The 19,172-nt window shown below is 65.5% G+C and carries 16 protein-coding genes; 6 read left to right on the top strand and 10 right to left on the bottom strand.

What is annotated here, in order from left to right; translation table 11 throughout:
* Positions 1-24: 24 nt before the first annotated feature.
* Positions 25-2,481, bottom strand: coding sequence for a TonB-dependent receptor (locus HLH45_RS00355; protein WP_008573638.1), 2,457 nt, complete (start codon positions 2,479-2,481; stop codon positions 25-27).
* A 266-nt stretch (positions 2,482-2,747) separates the two neighbouring features.
* Between HLH45_RS00355 and HLH45_RS00350 the strand changes: the two genes are divergently transcribed.
* Positions 2,748-4,073, top strand: coding sequence for an MFS transporter (locus HLH45_RS00350; RefSeq protein WP_008573639.1), 1,326 nt, complete (start codon positions 2,748-2,750; stop codon positions 4,071-4,073).
* Positions 4,074-4,264: 191 nt separating this feature from the next.
* Here HLH45_RS00350 and HLH45_RS00345 read toward each other — a convergent pair whose 3' ends face one another.
* The 4 genes from HLH45_RS00345 to HLH45_RS00330 all read right to left on the bottom strand — a co-directional run bounded on the left by HLH45_RS00345 (position 4,265) and on the right by HLH45_RS00330 (position 9,211).
* Positions 4,265-5,296: a LacI family DNA-binding transcriptional regulator gene (locus HLH45_RS00345; RefSeq protein WP_008573641.1), complete on the bottom strand. Its 1,032-nt coding sequence runs from the start codon at positions 5,294-5,296 to the stop codon at positions 4,265-4,267.
* Positions 5,297-5,536: 240 nt separating this feature from the next.
* Positions 5,537-6,277, bottom strand: a complete 741-nt coding sequence (gene phbB, locus HLH45_RS00340; protein ID WP_005912059.1) for an acetoacetyl-CoA reductase — start codon at positions 6,275-6,277, stop codon at positions 5,537-5,539.
* A 185-nt stretch (positions 6,278-6,462) separates the two neighbouring features.
* The gene (locus HLH45_RS00335; protein ID WP_008573646.1) at positions 6,463-7,791 is read right to left on the bottom strand and encodes a CitMHS family transporter; all 1,329 of its coding nucleotides are present in this window, start codon (positions 7,789-7,791) and stop codon (positions 6,463-6,465) included.
* A 226-nt stretch (positions 7,792-8,017) separates the two neighbouring features.
* Positions 8,018-9,211 carry an OprO/OprP family phosphate-selective porin gene (locus tag HLH45_RS00330; RefSeq protein WP_008573647.1) on the bottom strand — a complete coding sequence of 398 codons (1,194 nt, stop codon included), beginning with the start codon at positions 9,209-9,211 and terminating at the stop codon, positions 8,018-8,020.
* Positions 9,212-9,465: 254 nt separating this feature from the next.
* On the opposite strand from HLH45_RS00330, the gene HLH45_RS00325 reads away from it, so the two are divergent.
* The 4 genes from HLH45_RS00325 (at position 9,466) to HLH45_RS00310 (ending at position 13,450) form a co-directional block, all read left to right on the top strand.
* On the top strand, positions 9,466-10,167 hold the full coding sequence (locus HLH45_RS00325) for a response regulator (RefSeq protein ID WP_008573650.1): 702 nt from the start codon (positions 9,466-9,468) through the stop codon (positions 10,165-10,167).
* The gene (locus HLH45_RS00320) at positions 10,160-11,551 is read left to right on the top strand and encodes a sensor histidine kinase (protein ID WP_033478771.1); all 1,392 of its coding nucleotides are present in this window, start codon (positions 10,160-10,162) and stop codon (positions 11,549-11,551) included. Before HLH45_RS00325 ends, HLH45_RS00320 begins: the two co-directional genes overlap by 8 nt.
* Entirely contained in the window at positions 11,551-12,600 is a 1,050-nt protein-coding gene (locus tag HLH45_RS00315) for an ABC transporter substrate-binding protein (RefSeq protein WP_046932175.1), read from the top strand. The genes HLH45_RS00320 and HLH45_RS00315 overlap by 1 nt, the downstream gene beginning before the upstream one ends.
* Before the next feature lie 211 nt (positions 12,601-12,811).
* Positions 12,812-13,450, top strand: coding sequence for a response regulator (locus tag HLH45_RS00310; RefSeq protein WP_003483405.1), 639 nt, complete (start codon positions 12,812-12,814; stop codon positions 13,448-13,450).
* A gap of 224 nt (positions 13,451-13,674) precedes the next feature.
* Here the strand turns inward: HLH45_RS00310 and HLH45_RS00305 are convergent, their stop codons facing one another.
* From HLH45_RS00305 to HLH45_RS00295, 3 genes are read right to left on the bottom strand one after another with little or no spacing between them, the layout of a single operon-like run.
* On the bottom strand, positions 13,675-14,043 hold the full coding sequence (locus HLH45_RS00305; protein ID WP_008573655.1) for an Atu4866 domain-containing protein: 369 nt from the start codon (positions 14,041-14,043) through the stop codon (positions 13,675-13,677).
* A gap of 11 nt (positions 14,044-14,054) precedes the next feature.
* Positions 14,055-14,600 carry a nuclear transport factor 2 family protein gene (locus tag HLH45_RS00300; RefSeq protein WP_008573657.1) on the bottom strand — a complete coding sequence of 182 codons (546 nt, stop codon included), beginning with the start codon at positions 14,598-14,600 and terminating at the stop codon, positions 14,055-14,057.
* A gap of 16 nt (positions 14,601-14,616) precedes the next feature.
* Positions 14,617-15,687, bottom strand: coding sequence for an aldo/keto reductase (locus HLH45_RS00295; protein ID WP_008573659.1), 1,071 nt, complete (start codon positions 15,685-15,687; stop codon positions 14,617-14,619).
* A 249-nt stretch (positions 15,688-15,936) separates the two neighbouring features.
* Between HLH45_RS00295 and HLH45_RS00290 the strand changes: the two genes are divergently transcribed.
* Positions 15,937-16,839: a LysR family transcriptional regulator gene (locus HLH45_RS00290; RefSeq protein WP_008573661.1), complete on the top strand. Its 903-nt coding sequence runs from the start codon at positions 15,937-15,939 to the stop codon at positions 16,837-16,839.
* Here HLH45_RS00290 and HLH45_RS00285 read toward each other — a convergent pair.
* Together HLH45_RS00285 and tcuC are read right to left on the bottom strand one after the other, a co-directional pair.
* Positions 16,831-17,610: a substrate-binding domain-containing protein gene (locus tag HLH45_RS00285; protein WP_033478774.1), complete on the bottom strand. Its 780-nt coding sequence runs from the start codon at positions 17,608-17,610 to the stop codon at positions 16,831-16,833. The genes HLH45_RS00290 and HLH45_RS00285 overlap by 9 nt on opposite strands.
* Positions 17,607-18,956 carry an MFS transporter gene (gene tcuC / locus HLH45_RS00280; RefSeq protein ID WP_014091012.1) on the bottom strand — a complete coding sequence of 450 codons (1,350 nt, stop codon included), beginning with the start codon at positions 18,954-18,956 and terminating at the stop codon, positions 17,607-17,609. Before tcuC ends, HLH45_RS00285 begins: the two co-directional genes overlap by 4 nt.
* Positions 18,957-19,172 lie beyond the last annotated feature (216 nt).

The raw sequence follows: 19,172 nt of genomic DNA, 5'->3' as shown, positions 1-19,172 counted from the left end.
CGGGCAGGGCCCGGCGCGGGGTCCTTAAAAGTCGTAACGCAGGCTGATGCTGGTGGTACGGCCGGCTATCGAGCGCGCGCGGATGATGCCATTGGCCGGAATGGTCGCCTCTTCGGCTTCGGTCAGGCCAAAGGTGTTGAACAGGTTGTTGACGTTGAGCGCCACGGTGAGCGCGTCGGTGACGCGGTAGTCGCCGAACAGGTTCACCTGCGTATAGCCGGGCATCTTCAACTGATTGGCGTCTTGCGTGTACGCGTCGGTGGTGCCGATCAGGTTCACGCCGAACTGGTAGCTGTCGCCGCGGTAGCTGGGCGTGAGCTGCCACACCACATCGGCCTGGCGACGCGGCACGTTGCCGGTGTTTTCCGGGGTGATCTGATCGCGCGAGATTTCTGCATCGGTCCAGGTCAGGCCGCCATTGAGGGTGAAACCTTGGTAGCGATAGCTGGCTTCCAGTTCCACGCCGTGCGCTTCATAGCTGCGATTGAAGAACCGCTGGCTGGTGATTTCGAAATTCTGCTCCTGGGTCCGTGCCGAGAACGCGGTGGCGAACAGGCTCAGTCCGTCGCGGCGCCACTTCAGGCCGGCTTCGGCCTGGCGCACCACGTTGACGCCTTCCTCGGAAGACACTGAACCGTCGTCGCGCACCACGCCGAACAACAACCGGTCCGCGTTGGCGCGTGCGCCGCGGCTGATGCGCGCAAACGCGCCCAGGTCGTCGGTGATCAGATAGTTGCCGCCCAGCGAGTACGACAGGTAATTCCAGTCGTAGTCCACTGGGCGCGAATTGGCGGTGTCCACCGTGGCCACGCGCTGTTCCACCGGCTGGATCACGCCATCGCCGTTGACATCCAGGTTCTGTGCGATGGCAGTGCCGTTGTAGCTGCCGCGCGCATCGCCCATGTCGTAGCGCAGGCTGCCGTCGACGCTGAACTTGCCGCTGTCGAAGGTCAGCGCAACGTAGGGCGCGTTGACGTCGTAGCGCACGTCGTAGCTGCGGGTGACGCAGCAGTCGCCCCAGAACGGCGTGCCGTAGGCGTATAGGCCGTTCTGCGAGCGTGAGACGCCGGCCGCGTCCACCACGTTGAGCAAGCGCGAGTTGCGGCCCAGGCTCTGCACGTACGAGTTCCAGGTCCAGTCCATGTCGATGGTCTGGCGTGAGCTGTAATAGCCCATGCGCAGGTTCAGCGTGCGCCCGTCGCCGCCGAACTCGCGCGAGACGCTGAGGTCGTTGGTGACGTTGCCCAGGTCGTTGATGGCCACGTTGAACAGGTGGGTGCGAATCGCGTTGCCGGTGTAGGCCTGGCCAGCATTGGGTCCGCCGGCTTCCACCAGTTGCGCACCGGCACCGCCGATGGAAGCGGCCAGCGACGCGGCGTCGGTGACTTCGGCCGGGAACGGGCTGACGAAGCGGCCGCTGTTGTCGGCGACGCGGAACTTCTCGCTCAGGTTCCAGCCATTGCCCAGGTCGAACCAGGCCTCGGCACCGATGGTGCGCGAGATGGGGTGCATGCCGTCGCCCAGATCGGTGCGGCGCGGCTGGTTGTTGCCGTCCAGGCCCACGTCGGTGCGAAAGTTGCGGCTGTACAAGGTGTCGTTGCCGGGATCGAAACCGGGAAAGCCGCCCAGGTCTGGTGAGCCATCGCGGCCGCGCACCGAGGTGGGCACCGGCAGGTAGCCGGCGGCGCGGTCGTTGAGGTATTTGCCGTACAGGCGCACGTAGCCGTTGTCGAACAGGCGGGTGAGGTTGGCCTTGAGCTGGCCACCCTTGTCGGTGGTGTAGCCGGCATCGCGCACGCCATCGCCCTGGCGGAAGAAGCCGCCGATGTTGAACTGCCATTGCTCGGCGAACGGTGCGCCGTAATTGAAGTCGATGCGGGTGTTGTCGTAGTCCAGGCCGCGGCTGACGCCGACACTGCCGCCTGCGGTGTCACCGGTCTTGCTGATGAAGTTGATGATGCCGCCGGGCGCGTTGCTGGTGAAGGTGGACGCCGAACCGCCGCGGATGGCTTCGATGCGGTCCAGGGTGAAATCCGAACGCAGGAAGATGTCCGAGTTGCCGAAGGCGATATCGCCGAACTCCATCACCGGCAGGCCATCTTCCTGCAGTTGCAGGAATTTCGCACCGCCGGAGGCCACTGGCAAACCGCGCACGGCGATATTGGCATTGCCTTCGCCACCGCTGGATTCTGAGCGGATGCCGGGGATATTGCGGAAGATTTCTGCCGTACTGCGCGGCGCCGATTGTTCGATCGCCTCGGCGCCGACGGTACTGACCGAGACGCTGGATTTCAGTTTGGTGGTGGCGGTGGAGGTGCCGGTGACGAACACCGAATCCAGATTGACCGCGGCGCTGTCGGCAGCCGGCGGCGTGGCCGGCGCAGCGGCGGCTGTGTCCTGGGCCAGCGCGGCGGGCGCGCACAGGCAGGAGACGACCGCGCAGGCCAGGGCATGCAGGCGCATGGTGTGCAAGGTGGACATTGCGATTCTCTCTCTCACAGATGGTGGTGTGCCGACGCCTGCATCGTCCCCTCCCAGGGAGTGGCCATGTGGCCTGCAGTGCGAGCGCAGTAATACGCTGTAATACAATCGATTGCAATCTTGCGTCGCAGCATAAATGGCAAGTTGCATCTGATTTATTTCAGATGGGGAAACGTGCTGCGATGCAGCGTTACAATCGATTGCATCAACGGCAGGGTACAGTGCGCTGCGGCCACCGGGAGCCGCACCGATGCCCAGGGCCTTGCATGTCGTCGACCGTTCCTAAGCTCTCCTTCGCGCGCATCCTGGCGCTCAACGCCGGGTTTTTTGGCGTGCAATACAGCTTCGGGCTGCAGCAGAGCAACATGAGCCCGATCTACAATTATCTGGGCGCCGACCACGCCAACCTGCCGTACCTGTGGCTGGCCGGGCCGATCACCGGCCTGGTGCTGCAGCCGTTCGTAGGGGCGTGGAGCGACCGCTCGGTGACGCGGTGGGGCCGGCGCATGCCGTACATGGTGCTAGGCGCGCTGGTGTGCAGCCTGTGCCTGCTGGCGATGCCGTTCAGTACCGCGCTGTGGATGGCGGTATGCCTGCTGTGGGTGCTGGATGCGGCCAACAACGTGGCGATGGAGCCCTACCGTGCGCTGGTGAGCGACGTCCTGGCGCCGCCGCAGCGACCGTTGGGATATCTCACCCAGAGCGCATTTACCGGCCTTGCGCAGACGCTGGCCTACCTCACGCCGCCGTTGCTGGTGTGGATGGGCATGAACCAGGACGCTGCCAACGCACACCACATCCCTTACGTCACCATTGCCGCGTTCGTGATCGGCGCGGGCTTTTCAGCAGGCTCGATCCTGCTCACCGCACGCAGCGTGCGCGAGCCGGCGATCGCGCCGGCAGAGATCGCACGCATCCGCCAGCGCGGCGCCGGGCTGGGTGCGACGGTGCGCGAAATCGGCAGCGCGCTGCGCGAGATGCCGCCCACCATGCGCCAGTTGGCCCCGGTGATGCTGTTTCAGTGGTACGCGATCTTTTGCTACTGGCAATACATCGTGCTGTCGCTGTCGACCACATTGTTCGGCACCACCGACCCCACCTCGCATGGTTTCCGCGAGGCCGGCCTGGTCAATGGGCAGATCGGCGGGTTCTATAACTTCGTTGCGTTTCTGGCGGCGTTTGCGATGGTGCCGGTGGTGCGTCGCTTCGGTCCCAAGTACACGCATGCGGCCTGCCTGATCGCCGCCGGTATCGGCATGTGGCTGCTGCCTGGCATCGAAAATCGCTGGCTGATGCTGCTGCCGATGATCGGCATTGGCCTGGCCTGGGCCAGCATGATGGGCAACCCGTATCTGATGCTGGCCGACAGCATCCCGCCCGAGCGCACCGGCGTGTACATGGGCTTGTTCAACCTGTTCATCGTACTGCCGATGCTGATCCAGATCGTCACTTTGCCGCTGTATTACGAGCATGTGTTGCACGGCGACCCGCGCAACGTGGTCCGCCTGGCCGGCGCGCTGATGCTGGCAGCGGCAGCGGCGATGTTGTGCGTGCGGGGCCGCAAGCAGGGGACGATCCCGGCAGGGGCGTAGCAATGCGGGGCTGACATCGCTGGCTGCCGCAGATGCCAGACGCGAGTGCCTGCAGGGTTGCCTGAGGTGGCGAGTACGGTGGATCGGCTGGCCGCCGGCCCTCATCCGCCCTTCGGGCACTTCCCGCAGGCGGGAGAAGGAAGCGGGTTGCCGGTCTGGTATCTCCCAATCCCGAATCCCGAATCTCCGCCTCACGCCGACTCGCGCACCACCAGCTTCACCGGCATTTCAACCGATTGCACCTGCTCGCCTGCAATCAACGCCAGCAGCCGGTCTACCAACAGCCGCGCGGCCAGGCCCAGATCCTGCTGCACGGTGGTCAACGGCGGTTGGCTGTAGGCGGCCAGCGGGATGTCGTCAAAGCCCACCAGCGAAATGTCCTGCGGCACGCGATGGCCGGCCTCGACCAGGGCGCGGATTGCACCCACGGCGATGACATCGGAGGCGGCGAACAGGCCATCGGGCGGGTCGGCTTTCTTGAGCATCGCGCGGGTAAGGCGGTAGGCATCTTCGCTGACGAAATGGCTGCGCGCGTGCAGCCGCGTATCGAATTCCAGCCCGTGTCGCTCCAGCGCGTGGCGATAGCCGGCAAACCGCGGTGCCACCTCGGGCAATTGGTCGTCGCCCAGAAAGGCGATGCGCTGGCGGCCGCTGGCGATGAGATGGTCGGTGGCGAGCACGCCGCCCTGGAAATTGTCGCTGCCCACGCTGATGTACGACTGCCCATCGATGCGGCTGCCCCATACCGCCATCGGCAGGCCGTCGCGTGCGGCTGCATCCAGCGCGGCGTGTTCGGAACTTTGCCCCAGCACGATGACGCCGTCGGAGCGGCTGCCGCGCGCGAGTTGTTCCACCCAGCCATCCTGATGCCGGTCCAGTTTGGAGAGCAGCATGCTGTAGCCGCGTCCGGTGAGTTCTTCGGCCAGCAGCGCCAGCATGGTCATCAGGAACGGGTCCGAAAGCGGCTGATCCAGCGCATGCATCATCGGCACTGCCACGCTCACGGTGTTGGAGCGTTTGGCGCGCAGGCTGCGTGCCACCGGGTCGACCTGGTAGCCGGCATCGGCCGCAATCTGCTTGATGTAGGCGCGCGTGCGTTCGGCCACGACCGGGCTGCCGGCCAGGGCCCGCGACACGGTGGATTCGGACACGCCCGCCATGCGCGCGATGTCGGCCATCTGCGGACGGGCAGTGAGCGTGGTGCGGTCTGAAGGTTTGGCCATGGCAGCGCGCTGCGGAAAAGCCAGAGTGTAATCAGTTCGCACTAGAGGCGGGTTGTTCGCACGGTGGCGGCTGCTTGTACGCGCGGGCGCGGCGCGCACGCGCACGGATCTGCTGGCCTTGTGGGCGCTGCCGCAGATCGGGCGCCGGACGTGCGGGGCAGGTGGGCAGCGAGACATGCAGCGGTGCGCGGCGAGAGCGTGTTGTGCGTACAGCGCAACGGGCCTCGTTTGCGCGCTCGCTCAGCCCATGTAGAGCCCGCCATTCACCGCGTAATCGGCGCCGGTGACATAGGCGGCCTCATCGGAGGCGAGCCAGGCGCACAGTCCGGCAACTTCGGCCGGTTTGCCGAGCCGGCGCACCGGCACCGAGGTGGCCAGGCGATCGAGCACATCCGGCGGAAAGCTGCTGATCGAGGCGCTGGCGATATAGCCGGGCGAGATGGTGTTGACGGTGACCCCGCGCGAGGCGACCTCTTGCGCCAACGCACGGCTGAAACCATGCATCGCCGCCTTGGCGGTGGCGAAATTGATCTGGCCGATCTGCCCCTTGTGCGCGCTGACCGAGCCGATATTGACGATGCGCCCCCAGCCGCGCGAGGTCATGCCATCGACCACCTGCTTGGTGATGTTGAACAACGAATGCAGGTTGCTGGCGATCACCGCATTCCAGTCGTCGCGGCTCATCTGCCGGAACAAGGTGTCGCGGCTGCCGCCGGCATTGTTGACCAGCACATCGATCTCGCCGACTTCGGCCTTGACCTTGGCGAACGCAGCCACGGTGGATTCCCAATCGGCGGCATTGCCTTCGGATGCCACGAAATCGAAGCCCAACTCGCGCTGCTCGCGCAGCCACGACGCCTTGCGCGGCGAATTGGGCCCGCAACCGGCAACCACGGTGTGCCCGCTGCGCGCCAGTTTCTGGCAGATCGCGGTACCGACACTGCCCATGCCACTGGTGACGTATGCGATGCGGAGAGTCATTGGGTGTCACTCCTTCGGAGTTGGGGAATGGGGAATTGGGAATGGGGAATGGGGAATGGGGAATCGGAAAAGCAGGAGCCACTGTTGCGAGTTCGATTTTTTCAAATTGGAAGTTGAGAATCGAAATGCGAGCGCAGCATTGCTCTACCGATTCCCCACTCCCGATTCCCCATTCCCGGCGGCGGTCAACGCGCTAGCGGAAACAAGCCAAACAACAACCCGCCGCCCAGCATCAACAGCGAAATCAGCACCGCCCACTTGAGCGTGAAGCGTTGATGGTCGGCGAAGTCGACCTTGGCCAGGCCGACCAGCAGATAGGTCGATGGCACCAGGGGGCTGAGCAGGTGCACCGGCTGGCCGGCGAGCGAGGCGCGGGCCATTTCCACCGGGGTGATGCCGTAATGGCCTGCGGCTTCGGACAGGATCGGCAGCACGCCGAAATAGAAGGCGTCGTTGGACATGAAGAACGTGAACGGCATGCTGACGATCGCCGTGATCACCGCCAGATACGGGCCCCAGCTGTCGGGAATGACGGCCAGAAAACTGCGCGACATCGCTTCGACCATGCCGGTGTTGGACAGGATGCCGGTGAAGATGCCCGCAGCGAAAATCAGCGACACCACCGACAGCACGTTGCCGGCGTGATTGACCAGGCGGCGGCGCTGTTCGGCGAGGTTCGGGTAGTTGATCATCAGCGCCAGCGCAAAGCCGATCATGAACAACACCGGCATCGGCAGCACGCCCACCACCAGCGCGCCCATCAGCGCCAGGGTCAGGATCAGGTTCACCCACAGCAGCTTGGGCCGCTTCATGTCTTCGGTGTCTTCCACGCGCGGCAGGGCGTCGTTGTCTTCGGGGATGCTGGTGTCCAGCCATTTGCCGTCCGCCGGCAGGCGCACCACGCCCAGGCGGCGACGTTCGCGCATGCCCAGATACCAGGCCAGCGTGAGAATGCCGGCGATCGCCAACACCATGGCCGGCACCAATGGCACGAACACATCGGCCGGATCCACATGCAGCGCGGTAGCGGCACGCGCGGTGGGGCCGCCCCACGGGGTCAGGTTCATCACGCCGCTGGACAGGATGGTGACGCAGGTGAGGTTGAGCGCGTTCATGCCCAGGCGCTGGTACAGCGGCAACATCGCAGAGACGGTGATCATGTAGGTGGTGGAGCCGTCGCCGTCGAGCGAGATCAGCAGCGCCAGGATCGCCGTGCCCATCACGATCTTCAGCGGATCGCCCTTGACCAGGCGCAGGATGCGGCCGACCAGCGGATCGAACAGCCCGGCATCGATCATCACCCCGAAATACAGGATGGCGAACATCAGCATGACGCCGGTGGGCGCGATCTTCTTGATGCCTTCGAGCATCATCTCGTTGATGCCGGTGCCGAAGCCGCCCAACAACGCGAACACGATCGGCACCGTGATCAGAGCTACCAGCGGCGACAACCGCTTGCTCATGATCAGGTACATGAAGGTGATCACCATTCCGAAACCGAGCGCGGTCAGCATGCGGGCGAATCCTTTGAGGCGTACGGCAGGGGGAGAGTGGAGCTCAGCGTTGCGCAGGGTGCGCAGCGCCGACGATGCAGGTATGCGGTTGCTGCTGGACGTACGCGAGCTAGCGCAAGCGCGGCGCTGCGCGCGGGCCTGCCGCGGTAGCGGCGCGTTGCGCCGCTATGCGCGAACAGCGTGCGCACGTCGGTGTTTCTGATTGCCGACACGATGCAGTTGCGCATCAGAAGTCGTACTGAAAGCGGCCGGTTACCGCCAGCGTGTGGTCGACCACTGCGTTGGCGATGCGGTCGCGGTTGTGGCTATCGATCACGTTGAGCATCACGCGCAGGTTCGGCTTGAAATACCAGTTGCCGCCCAGCGTCCACGACTGCGTGCTGGCGTTGATGAAGTCCGGCTGCCCGTCCAGATGCTGGCCGCCACGCATGTAGTCGTAGCGCAATGCCAGCTCGAACGCACCGGAGGGGCGGTTGGGCGTGGCGATGCGGCTGAAGCGGCCGGTCTTGCGGTCGTACCCGCGCGATTCGCCGGTGACGAACCAGCTGACCAGCCCATAGCTGGCCAACACCTTGGCGTGCTGCGCGCCATCGTCGAGCAGGCCACCGCTGAATTCGCTCTGCCACGACCACGGGCCGAGCACTTCGGCATATTCCAGCGACCATTTGTCGAAATCGGTATCGCGGCCATCGGCAAAGCGCGCCAGGGTGATGCGGCTATTGTTGGCCAGATCGTTTTCCGGACGTGGGCGGATCAGCAGCGATGAAGCGCCCCCACTGCCCGGATGCGAATAGCGCTCGTGCGCCAGCGAGACACCCAGGTGGCGCAAGCGCGCCTGGCCCATCTCCGGCGCGTAGGTCAGGCGCGTGCCGAGCGCACCGCCCTTGGTCGAAGAATTATCGATGCTTTCCAGGCTATATGCAGACGTGGACCAGGTTGCATCCGGGCGATTGGTCTGCCAGGAAATGGCCTTGCGGTAGATCGGCGCCAGCGTGGTCGAGGCGTAGCCGCGTTCCAGGAACGGGCCGTAGTTGGAGCCGGTGCGATCGTCGAGCGAGAAGTACTGCTTGAATTGGCCAACGGTCAACGTACCGGCCGAGAACTTCCTGGAGATATAGACATCGCGCGCCAGGATGCCGCGGCTGCCCGCCTCGTATTGCAGGCCGGCGAAATCCGCCTCGGCCTTGTAGTTGAAACCGTAGAACTTGCCGGACACGTCCAGCCACACGCGGCGGAACTGGGTGTCGTTGTGCTCGCGTGCACCACGGTCGTCGTTGTCGAACATGGTGAAGTCCCAATGCACGCGCCCGCCCACTTCGGCAGTGACCGGGCCGGCCTCGTCGGCTGCATGTGCCGCCGGTGCCAGGCAGATCGCCGCGCAGGCGCCCAAGGCACGCAAACGCAAGGTGTCGTTGCTCACAGACCCTCCCAGGTACAGGTGTGAATCACGTTTGGCAATGCACCGCACACCGCCGCGGCGCGTTGGCAGCAGCCTAGTCCGGCGAAGCTGTCATGGACCTGTCGTTTGGGGGCGGGGATTGGGGAGTCGGGATTTGGGATTCGTAAAAGCAGAGTTGCAACAGCGGCGAGCTTTTGTACGCGTGGCCTGTTACCTTCCGGCCGCGACCAACCGCTGTTCCGAATCCCCAATCCCTATTCACGAATCCCTGCCCCATGCGCCTTCTGCTGGTCGAAGACAATGCCGATCTCGCCGATGCCATCGTGCGGCGCATGCGCCGTAGCGGGCATGCGGTGGATTGGCAGGCCGATGGGTTGGCGGCGGCCAGCGTGCTGCGGTATCAGAGCTTCGATCTGGTGGTGCTGGATATCGGTCTGCCCAAACTCGATGGGCTGCGGGTGCTGGCCGGCATGCGCGAGCGGGGCGATACCACGCCGGTGCTGATGCTGACCGCGCGCGATGGCATCGAAGACCGCGTGCAGGCACTGGATGTCGGCGCGGACGATTATCTGGGCAAGCCGTTCGACTTTCGTGAGTTCGAAGCGCGTTGCCGCGTGTTGCTGCGGCGTAACCGGGGGCAGGCCAGCGAGGTGGTGCAGATCGGCGGATTCGTCTTCGACAATGCCGCGCACACGCTGCTGCTGGATGGCGTGCCGATCGAGTTGCCCAATCGCGAATATCGCCTGTTCGAGATCCTGATCGGACGGCTCGGGCAGGTGGTTGGCAAGGACGAGATCGGCAACGGCTTGTTCGGCTTCGACGATGACGCCGGCCCCAATGCGATCGAGCTGTATGTCGGCCGGCTGCGGCGCAAGCTGGCCGCCGCGCCGGTGCGTATCGTCACCGTGCGCGGTGCCGGTTACAAACTCGAAGAAGCCGACCCGCATGCGCCGGTGGAGCCGGGCGCCGATGGCTGAGCCGCTAGTGGTGGCACCGTCGATCCGGCGCACCTTGCTCCTGTACCTGGGCAGCCTGTCGCTGCTGGGTGCGGTGGTGCTGTTCTTTGCCGCACGCGATTACGGCGAGCGGGCGGCCAATCGGTCCTACGATCACCTGCTGGTGTCCTCGGCGCTGTCGATCATCGACAGTGTGGCCTTGGTCGGCGGCGACTGGCAGGTGGATCTGCCGTATGCCTCGCTGGATCTGCTCGGCATGGCGCCGGAAGACCGCGTGTTCTATCGCGTGTTCGATGCGCAGGGCCGCACCATTACCGGCGAAGACACGCTGCCGCCGCCGCCGCGTGCGCCCCGCGACGAGCGGCCGCTGCTGTTCGATGCGCAGTACAGCGGCGAGCCGGTGCGCTTTGCGGTGGTGATGCATCGGGTGGCGTCGGCCTCGGGGCAGGGCGAGGTGCGCGTGCAGGTGGGCCAGACCCGGCGCGCACGCGATGCGGTGGCGCGCGATGTGGTGCTCAACGCCTTGGTGGCGATCGGCGTGCTGTCGCTGCTGGCGCTGGGCCTGGTGTGGCTGGGTGTCTACCGCGCGTTGCGGCCGCTGCAGCGCATCGAGCGCGATCTGTCGCGGCGCGAACCCTCCGACCTCAAGCCGCTGAACGTGCCGGCGCCGCAGGAAATGCAGTTGATGGTGACCGCGCTCAACCGGTTCATGGCGCGGCTATCGTCCAGCAACGAAACCCTGCGCGCCTTCATGGCCGAAGCCGCGCACCAGATGCGCACACCGCTGGCGGCCTTGCGCGCGCAGGCGCAGCTGGCGATGGACGACGATGACCTGCACGAGATGCAACGCAGCCTGGTGGCGATCGAGCGCAACGCCAGCCATATGAGCCGGCTGCTCAATCAGTTGCTCAGCGATGCCAGCGTGATCCACCGTGCCAACCTGCAGCGCTTTGCCACCGTGGATCTGGCCGATGTACTGCATCAGGCCCTGCACGAAGCGCTGCCGCGCAGCCCAGGCGCACCGCGCGTGCAGCTGGCGATCGACCCGAAACCGGCGCTGCTGCGCGGCGATGCCTTGCTGCTCCGCGAGGCGCTGAAAAACCTGATCGACAACGCCTGCAAATACGGTGCCGGTGCCGGTGCCCCGCTGCAGGTGGCGCTCACCAGCGACGGCAACCACCACGTGCTGACCATTGCCGATCATGGCCCGGGCATTCCGGCGGCCGAAGCCGAGCGTGTGTTCGAGCGTTTCGTGCGGGGGGCGGATGCCCCGGCCGGCGGCGCCGGGCTGGGGTTGGCCATCGTCAAGCGCGTGGTGGAAGCGCATGGCGGGCGCATCGATCTGTCCAACCGCATCGGTGGCGGCTTGATCGCCTCGCTGCATTTTCCCGGAGGAGACGCGTGATGCGGGCGATGTGGATGCTGCTGTTGCTGCTGGTCCATGGCCTGGCCTGCGCGGCGGCCGGCGATGTGCGGCGCTTTCCTGCACAGGGCCCGGTGCGTGTGCAGCTGCGCGTGCAGGGCTCCACCGACCTGGAAGTGTTCGGGGCAGTCATCCGGGATTACCAGCGGCTGCATCCGGGCACCGAGGTGATCTACGAAGACGTGATTGCCTGGGACATCTATGACCGTTATCTGCACCCAAGTCATGGCGCACCTGCTGCAGACATGCTGATCAGCGCCAGCATGGATCTGCAGACCAAACTGGTGAACGACGGCCACGCGTTGGCGCATCGCTCCGCACAGACCGAAGCCTTGCCGGCATGGGCGCAATGGCGCCATGAAGTGTTCGGCATCAGCTACGAGCCTGTGGCCATCGTCTACAACACGCGCAAGCTGGATGCCGCCCGCGTGCCGCGCACGCGCCGGCAGTTGCTGGCGTTGTTGCGCGCGCCCGATGCACCGCTGCGCGGCAAGGTCGGCACCTACGATGTCGAACGCAGCGGCGTGGGGTATCTGTTCGCGACCCAGGACGGCCAGGTGGGCAGTATCGCCGGCGCGCTGCTCGCGGCGCTGGGGGCCAACCGGGTGGTATTGGAGGAGCGCACCGGCAGCCTGCTCGACCGGGTCAGCCGTGGCGAGCTCCTGCTGGCCTACAACGTGCTTGGCTCCTACGCGCAGGCCCGCATCGATGCGGGCGCGCCGCTGGGCATCGTGCAGCCGCAGGACTACACGCTGGTGGCGCTGCGCACGGCGGTGATCCCCAAGACGGCGCCGCATGCGCCGGAGGCGCGCCGGTTTCTCGACTACCTGCTTTCGCCGCGCGGCCAGCAGGTGCTGTCGCGCGAGGCGCGGCTGATGCCGATCCTGCCGGCCGCCGGTGGCCGCGGCGGTTCGGCGCAGCCACCGTTCCGCCCGATCCCGCTCGGCCCCGGTCTGCTGGTATATCTGGACAAGCTCAAACGCCGCCAGTTCCTGGACGCCTGGCGGGCGAGCACGCAGCCGCCGCGTTAGAGCGTGTGATGCACGTTGAGATGAGATGCGTTGGCCGTCAGCGGTGTGGAGCGGCCACCGCTTGGCTTGTCTTGGCGCGCCAGCCAAGCCGGCGCCACGCAGCACCCGCTCCGTGCCGCTGACGGCCAACCCTCCGCTTCGCACTCACCTCAACGTACATGACACGCTCTAGTGCAAGGCATCGGCGGCGGCGCTGTGCCAGACTTGGCGCATGGCTGATCTCACCATTCTCGTCGCCGACGACCACCCGCTGTTCCGCGCCGCCGTCATCCACGTGCTGCAGCAGACCCTGCCGCAGGCCAACGTGGTGGAAGCCTCCAGCGCTGCCACCCTGAGTGCCATGCTGCGTTCGCATCCGCAGGCCGAGCTGGTGCTGCTGGATCTGGCCATGCCCGGTGCACGCGGTTTTTCGGCGTTGTTGCACGTGCGTGGCGAACACCCGGACATTCCGGTGGTGGTGATCTCCTCCAACGATCATCCGCGTGTGATCCGGCGTGCGCAGCAGTTCGGCGCGGCCGGGTTCATTCCCAAATCCACGCCGGCCGAATCGATCGGCACCGCGGTGGCCAGCGTGCTGGAAGGCGGCACCTGGTTCCCGCCGATGACCGCCGAGCGTTCGGAGGCCGACGCACAACTGGCTTCCAAACTCGCCCAGCTCACGCCACAACAGTTCCGTGTGCTGCTGAGCCTGGCCGATGGCCTGCTCAACAAGCAGATCGCGCACGAACTGGGCCTGGCCGAGAACACCGTCAAGGTGCATGTCACCGCGATCCTGAAAAAGCTCGACTGCTACAGCCGCACCCAGGCCGCGGTGTTGGTCAAGGCGCTGGAGCCGGAAGGCGAGGGCTGAGCTAGCCTGCGCAACGGGTGGCCGCGCATTGCCGTCTGCAGCCCGCATGACACATCCCGCAGAACGCATGCAGGCATTGCGCCTGCGCATCAAGAGCGGCTGGCAAAACGCAGCGCGCAGTCGTCAGGTGAGCATGGACTGCGTACTCGGACCCTCGGTGCACGCGCAGCTACATGCGGCAGCGAGCACCAGCCGCATGGCGACTGCCGCAGTGTCTATTGGCTCTAGGCCGGCGGCTGCCGATAGAACACCATGCCGCCATGATGCAGCTCGTCGTCGGTAACGAAGTGGCCATCGGCGGTGAAGCCGGTGTCGTCCCAGTATTCGATGTGCGTGCCGGTGATTTCGTAACGGCCCTGGTAGGCGCTTTGGCGCGTGCCGCGGGCCTCGTCGTAGCGGCCGTTCGGCAGGAGTTCCTGCCGGATCCGTCCGTCGCCGGTGACCCACATGCCGAGATAGGGGTGTGCTTGCATCGGATGTCCTGGTTGCTGGGTCGCGATCGTGGCGGGTGCCGTGGGCGGTTGCGCAGCTGCCGCGAACGGGCAGGCGAGCGCCGAGCCGGCGCCCAGCGCCACCACGATGGCGGCTTTCATCGGCCTGTCGCTCATGGGCTGGCCCTGCGTTGCATTTGGCTGCGACCGCGCTGCAGCACGGCGTCGTAGACGGGCAGGTCCAGGAACGCGTTGACCTCGACCGCCTTGCCACCGGCCATCCGCATGATCCATGCGTAGCGATTGCGATAGCTGCCGCCATCGCGCAGCGTGGCCACGCCTTCCCACTGCACGATGACGTGCTCGCCATCGGCCCAGATGCGTTGCTGCACCGGCCGCAGTGGCGAGGCCAGGCGCTCGCTCAGCGGACGCACCGCGGCGTCGACCAACACCTCGCGACCACGCAAGGTGCCGGCGCTCGGACCGGAGCCTTCGATGGTCCACACCACCTCGGGCGACAGCAGCGTCTCGAAGATACCGCTGCCCCCGTTTCGCCACTGCGCAAAGGCCGCTTCGACGATGCGCTTGTTGCAGATGGGCACGAGTTGCTCTGCGCAGGTGTCTGTGGATGCAGCATCCTTGGATGTCGCGCCGGCATTGCCTGCGAACGCTGCGGCGACAAGCAGCGCTGCTGCCGTGATGGTTGGGAGTCTGGTCATGGCTGCTCCGTGGTGGTTAGGTGCGCAGCTGCACGTGATGGGTGCCGTAGATCAACTGCTGCGCCATCGGCCTGCCGATGAAGCGTTCGGGAAAGATCGGCGGCACTGCGCTGACCGCGTCCAGGCGCGCGACATGCGCGTCGCTGAGCACGATCTCCAGCGCGCCGAAGTTGTCTTCGGCCTGCTGCAAGGTGCGTGCGCCCATCACCGGCGACACGACGGCCGGGTTGCGCAAGGTCCAGGCCAGCGCCACCTGCGAGCGCGATGCGCCCAGTTCATCGGCGACCGCACCGACCACATCGGCGATCTCCAGCGCGCGTGCATTGAGATGCCCGGTCGAGGCGATCACGCCCTTGCGGCTGCTCGACACCTCTGCCGCATTGTCGTCGGTCAGATCGGCGCGGCTGTATTTGCCGGTGAGGATGCCACCGCCCAGCGGCGACCACGGCAACACGCCCAGGCCGAGTTCGCGCGCCATCGGCAGCAGCTCGTGTTCGACGCTGCGTTCGACCAGGCTGTACTCGATCTGCAGCGCCACCAACGGCGACCAGCCGCGCAGGTCGGCCAGGGTCTGCAATTGCGCCACGCGCCAGGCCGGCGTATTGCAGATGCCCAGATAAAGCACCTTGCCCGATTGCACCAGATGCTCCAGCCCGCGCATCACCTCGTCCGGTGCGGTGGTGAAGTCCCAGGCGTGCAGGTACAGCAGGTCGATCCGGTCGGTGGCAAGTTGGCGCAGGCTGGTTTCAACCGAGCGAATCAGGTTCAGGCGATGATTGCCGCCGGAATTGATGTTGTCCGCATCGCGCGCCATGGTGAATTTGGTGGCCAGCACGAAGCATTCGCGTCGGTCCTTGATCAACTCGCCGAGGATGCGTTCGGAGCCGCCGTTGGTGTAGTTCACTGCGGTGTCGATGAAGTTGCCGCCGCGGTCGGCATAGGCGTCGAAGATGCGTTTGGCTTCGCCTGCATCTGCGCCCCAGCCCCAGGCTTCGCCGAAGGTCATGGTGCCCAGCGACAGGGGCGAGACGCGCAGGCCGGAGCGGCCGAGCAGGCGGTAGTGGTCCAGTGAGCGTGGCTGATGCATGCGTGATGTCTCCCGGTAGCGACGTGGTGCGTGTTGCCAGCCACTGTGCCGCGGCGCGGGGGGCGAGCGTGAGCCTGGTTATCCGGCATCCTTGCCTGATCGTCCGAATGGCCGCGGCTAGTCATGGCTGTTCCCCTGCCGATGCATGCACTGCGCCCGAATGCAGCGGCTCTCTTGGCGTCAGACGCAGCACCGCAGGCAAGCGTCTATGCTATGGCGACCGCCATCGAACACTGAAGCCGCGGCACCGTGACCATCAAATTCGACCTCAACGATCTGCAGGCATTCCGTGCGGTTGCCGAAAACGGCAGCTTTCGCCGCGCTGCCGAACGCATCCGCATCACGCAACCGGCACTCAGCCGCAGGATCGACAAGCTCGAGTCGGCGTTGAACGTCAAACTGTTCGAGCGCACCACGCGCAAGGTCACGCTCACCACCGTCGGCCAGGCGTTCATGCCGCAGGTCGAGCGCATGCTCGACGATCTGGACATGGCGCTGATGAGCATCGGCGATGCAGGGTCCAGCAGGGTGGGCACGGTGACCGTGGCCTGCGTGCCGTCTGCGGCGTACTACTTCATGCCGCAGGCGATCCACGGGCTGCATCAGTTGTTTCCCAAGATCCGCATCCGGCTGTTCGACGGCAGCGCCAGTCATGTCAGCGCGGCAGTAGCCTCCGGCGAAGCGGATTTCGGGGTCAGCTTCAGCGGTAACCTGGCGCCGGAGGTGGAGTTCGAACCGTTGTTGCAGGAGCGCTATGTGATTGCCTGCCGCCAGGACCATCCGCTGTCCGGGCGCGCGCAGGTCAGCTGGCAGGAAGCCTACGGTTACGACTACATCACGCTGGACAAGACATCGGGCAACCGGCTGGTGCTGGATCGGGCGCTGGCTGCATTCACGCCGGACAAGCCGAGCATCTGCGAGACCCGGCATGTCACCACGTTGCTGGGGTTGGTGGAGGCCGGCGTCGGTATTGCCGCCGTGCCGTCGATTGCCATGCCGTCCGGCCCGCATCCGGTGCTGGCGGCGGTGCCGCTGGTCGAACCGGAGGTGTCGCGCAACGTGGGACTGCTGAAACGTCGCGGACGCACGCTGACACCGACCGCGCTGGAACTGGCGGAACTGGTGCGACGGATGCCCGCACGTTCAGGGTGACACCGGGTCCAGACCGGTCGCGCGCGCCACCGCCTGCGCATCGCCCGACTGCAGGTACGCAAGCAGGCGCTTGGCCGCCTCGGGATGCTCCGCGTTGACCGGAACGCCTGCCGCATAGCGCGTGATCGACTGCAGCGGTTCGGGGATCTTGCCGACAAACTCCACGCCTGCCACCGGAAGCAGCTCGGCCACCTGCTGAAAGCCGAGCTGATAGCTGCCATCGGCCACCACCGTGCCCACCGGGGTGCGCGGAATCTTCTTGCTCTTGGCCATCATCGGGCCTTCGATCTGCAACTTTTTGAATAGCGTGGTTTCGATGTAGACGCCGCTGGCGCTGTCGGAATAGGCCACCGAATCGGCGTGCAGCAGCGTCTGTTTGAAGTGCTCGACGCTGTCGATCTTGGGTTTGGGTGCACCGCTGCGCACCACCATGCCGATCCTGGAATCGGCCAGTTCCACCCGCGATGCCGGGTCGACCACGCCTGTGTCGATCAGCGTCTGCAGCGCGCTGCCGACCATGATCACCACATCGGCATGCTCACCGCGTGCAAGCCGGTTGGGAATGGCTTGTGGCGTTTCGCCCATCGAAGGACCGAGCAGGGTGGTGACCTTCACCCCGGTCTGCTTGCTGTATTGCGGCGCCAGGCGATCGAAGGCGGCCGTGAAACCGCCGGAGGTCATCACGGTCAACTCCTGTGCGCCCGCCGCTGTGGACAGCAGAACCGTTGCAACGATCGCAGCCAACCATTTTTTCCACCTGCTCCGCATCATTTCGTCGCTCCTGCCGCAGCATCCAGGCCGGTCGCCGTCGCTGGATTGCCTTGGCGGCGATACAGAAACAGCGTGGCCCCCAGCGCGCACGCCGACGCGAAGACCAGCCAATAGCCGGGCGCCGCCTTGTCGCCGGTGACATGGATCAGCCAGGTGGAGATCACCGGCGTAAAACCGCCAAACACCGCGGTTGCCAGGCTGTAGGCGAGCGAAAATCCTGCTACCCGCACATGCGCTGGCATCCGTTCGGTGAGCGCCGGGATCATGGCGCCGTTGTAGAGGCCGTAGATGAAGGACAGCCACAGCAGCGCCTGCAACATATGCGTAAAGCTCGGCGCGGCCGCAAGCAACGCGAGCACCGGATAGGCCGTCGCGATGCACACCACCGCCATGGTCACCAGCAGCGGCTTGCGGCCGAAGCGGTCGCTGAGCGCGCCGCCGATCGGCAGCCAGATGAAATTGGACACGCCCACCAGCAGCGTCACGATCAATGCATCGCCGGTGCTGAGTTTGAGCACGGTCTTGCCGAACGTCGGTGCGTACACGGTGATCAGATAGAACGCGGTCGTCGTCAGCGCGACCATCAAGCCGCCGGCAATCACGATGCCGGCATTGTTCGCCAGCCCGCGCATCACCTGCTTCATCGTGACCGGCTGCCGGCGCTGCGCAAATTCGGCAGTCTCTTCCAGGCTTCGCCGCAGCAAGAAGATGAAAGGGATGATGACGCAACCGATGCCGAACGGAATCCGCCAGCCCCATTGCGCCAGATCCTGCGGCGCCATCAGCTGGTTGAGCGCAAACCCGATCGCGGCCGCCGCGACGATGGCAAGCTGCTGGCTGGCCGATTGCCAACTGGCATAGAAGCCGCGCCGGCCCGGTGTCGCCATCTCGGCCAGATACACCGACACGCCGCCCATTTCCGCGCCGGCCGAAAAGCCCTGCAGCAAGCGCCCGAGCAGCACCAGGGCCGGGGCCCACAAGCCGATGCTGGCGTAGCCTGGCACCAGCACGATCAGCACGGTACCGCTGGCCATGATCGCCAAGGTGACGATCAGGCCTTTGCGGCGCCCGACATCGTCGATGTAGGCACCCAGGATCACCGCACCCAGCGGCCGCATCAGAAAGCCCGCGCCAAACACGGCGAAGGTCATCATCAGGGACGCGAATTCGTTGCTCGCCGGGAAGAAGGCCGCGGCGATCTGCGTTGCGTAAAAGCCGAACAGGAAGAAGTCGAACTGCTCGAGGAAGTTGCCCGAGGTCACCCTCAGCACCATCCCGAGTTTGGACTGTTGCGTTGCCTCACCGCTGGAACTGTGCATAAATCGCCCTCCACGATAGGTATGCATGGACGTCTGACACCTGAGGCACTCGATTCTGGTCCAGATGGTCGATGTTGATAATTGCTGCTTTCTCATCGATTGATGCGCGTTGAACATCGGCCCTCGCGGCTGCAGTGCGCGACGCGCAGTGACCTCGCCACGACGCCCATGCCGCATTCGCCATCGGCCACTGGCGTTGCCGCCTGACCTGAAGGTCGATCCGTCCATGCCGTCGCCGCAGGT

The organism is Xanthomonas euvesicatoria (genome assembly GCF_013112235.1).
Lineage (GTDB): Bacteria > Pseudomonadota > Gammaproteobacteria > Xanthomonadales > Xanthomonadaceae > Xanthomonas > Xanthomonas euvesicatoria.
This window is presented reverse-complemented; position numbering and strand designations above follow the sequence as displayed.

Bases quoted from the DNA above. Each gene is read 5' to 3' on its own strand.
- HLH45_RS00355 (WP_008573638.1), bottom strand. From the start codon at position 2,481: ATGTCCACCTTGCACACCATGCGCCTGCATGCCCTGGCCTGCGCGGTC.
- HLH45_RS00350 (WP_008573639.1), top strand. From the start codon at position 2,748: ATGTCGTCGACCGTTCCTAAGCTCTCCTTCGCGCGCATCCTGGCGCTC.
- HLH45_RS00345 (WP_008573641.1), bottom strand. From the start codon at position 5,296: ATGGCCAAACCTTCAGACCGCACCACGCTCACTGCCCGTCCGCAGATG.
- phbB (WP_005912059.1), bottom strand. From the start codon at position 6,277: ATGACTCTCCGCATCGCATACGTCACCAGTGGCATGGGCAGTGTCGGT.
- HLH45_RS00335 (WP_008573646.1), bottom strand. From the start codon at position 7,791: ATGCTGACCGCGCTCGGTTTCGGAATGGTGATCACCTTCATGTACCTG.
- HLH45_RS00325 (WP_008573650.1), top strand. From the start codon at position 9,466: ATGCGCCTTCTGCTGGTCGAAGACAATGCCGATCTCGCCGATGCCATC.
- HLH45_RS00320 (WP_033478771.1), top strand. From the start codon at position 10,160: ATGGCTGAGCCGCTAGTGGTGGCACCGTCGATCCGGCGCACCTTGCTC.
- HLH45_RS00315 (WP_046932175.1), top strand. From the start codon at position 11,551: ATGCGGGCGATGTGGATGCTGCTGTTGCTGCTGGTCCATGGCCTGGCC.
- HLH45_RS00310 (WP_003483405.1), top strand. From the start codon at position 12,812: ATGGCTGATCTCACCATTCTCGTCGCCGACGACCACCCGCTGTTCCGC.
- HLH45_RS00305 (WP_008573655.1), bottom strand. From the start codon at position 14,043: ATGAAAGCCGCCATCGTGGTGGCGCTGGGCGCCGGCTCGGCGCTCGCC.
- HLH45_RS00300 (WP_008573657.1), bottom strand. From the start codon at position 14,600: ATGACCAGACTCCCAACCATCACGGCAGCAGCGCTGCTTGTCGCCGCA.
- HLH45_RS00295 (WP_008573659.1), bottom strand. From the start codon at position 15,687: ATGCATCAGCCACGCTCACTGGACCACTACCGCCTGCTCGGCCGCTCC.
- HLH45_RS00285 (WP_033478774.1), bottom strand. From the start codon at position 17,610: ATGATGCGGAGCAGGTGGAAAAAATGGTTGGCTGCGATCGTTGCAACG.
- tcuC (WP_014091012.1), bottom strand. From the start codon at position 18,956: ATGCATACCTATCGTGGAGGGCGATTTATGCACAGTTCCAGCGGTGAG.